Consider the following 1,125-nt stretch of genomic DNA (forward strand, 5'->3'; position numbering starts at 1 on the left):
CAATGGCTAAGTGCGCCCTTCGGGAAAACCACGATAGCATGGGCTGTCTTGAATTTCAATTCAAACAGACCTATGCTTGAGGGGGATTCCTTGAGATGGTGATGGTATGAGTGTTGAAACTTTAGAGCAAAAAATTGCAAAGCAAGAAGAACGATTAAGACAACTAAAAGCACAAAAACAAGCTATTGCTGCTCGTGAAAAAAAGAAAAATTCTGATCGACAAAGAAAAGATGATACTAGACGTAAAATTCTACTGGGAGCTTGGGTTCTAAACAAACTGAAAAATGATGAATCTTTTAAGGGTCAACTAACCGATTTTGAAAAGTTTTTAAGCACGGAAAGTAAGACTGAAGAAAATAGGCAGAAAGATAAAGATCTTTTTAATGGCGTTATATGGAATAACACCTAAATTTCGCATATGAGATTTTGTATTAAATAAAAAAACAATCCCCTAAAAATAGGGGATCTTGTTAGTAATGGAATCGACATTGAATTATAGAGATTCGTTCATCTGTCACTTCATAAACTAATCTATGCTTTTCATCAATCCTACGACTCCAAAATCCTGAAAGATTAGCTTTTAAAGGTTCTGGTTTTCCTGTTCCTTCAAAAGGTGTTCGCTGACATTCTTTGATTAAGGTATTAATACGCTTAAGTATCTTTTTATCCTGTGTCTGCCAATAGATATATTCATCCCAGGCATTATCAGTCCATTCGACGTTACGATTCGTCATCCTCAATCAACTCTCTGTGTTTTGTTTTCCCTGCACGTAATTGAGCAATTGATTCATTTAAACGACTTGCATTATTTGGAGATGAAAGGAGATATAACGTTTCCATTAAGCTATCATAATGATCTTGTCCCATTACTACAGCATGGCCACCTTCTTTTCTTGTAATAAAAGCAACGTCTACATCATCAATTACTTTATCTAAAACAGATTTTAAATTGTTACGTGCGTCCGTATATGTAAATACATGCATATATCTATCCCTCATAGGGTAAGCTGCGTCAAAACGCTGCTAGCTAGACTACCTAGGCGGTAGTGATTGAAACTTTACAATCCTAAATGTACAGAATACTGTACATATTGTCAATTTCGTATAACAGCCATTATGTTAAAT

3 protein-coding genes are annotated in these 1,125 nt (G+C 35.2%); 1 reads left to right on the forward strand and 2 read right to left on the reverse strand.

Translation table 11 applies throughout. The features are described from left to right. The first annotated feature begins 106 nt into the window (after positions 1 to 106). Entirely contained in the window at positions 107 to 409 is a 303-nt protein-coding gene (locus HYI04_RS16730) for a hypothetical protein (protein ID WP_000110201.1), read from the forward strand. A 61-nt stretch (positions 410 to 470) separates the two neighbouring features. Here HYI04_RS16730 and HYI04_RS16735 read toward each other — a convergent pair whose 3' ends face one another. Next, positions 471 to 734, reverse strand: a complete 264-nt coding sequence (locus tag HYI04_RS16735) for a Txe/YoeB family addiction module toxin (protein WP_000184943.1) — start codon at positions 732 to 734, stop codon at positions 471 to 473. Beyond that, positions 721 to 984: a type II toxin-antitoxin system Phd/YefM family antitoxin gene (locus HYI04_RS16740; RefSeq protein WP_000557944.1), complete on the reverse strand. Its 264-nt coding sequence runs from the start codon at positions 982 to 984 to the stop codon at positions 721 to 723. Before HYI04_RS16740 ends, HYI04_RS16735 begins: the two co-directional genes overlap by 14 nt. Positions 985 to 1,125: the final 141 nt, after the last annotated feature.

The sequence above is a fragment of the Acinetobacter sp. SwsAc2 genome, assembly GCF_013391465.1.
Taxonomy (GTDB): domain Bacteria; phylum Pseudomonadota; class Gammaproteobacteria; order Pseudomonadales; family Moraxellaceae; genus Acinetobacter; species Acinetobacter johnsonii.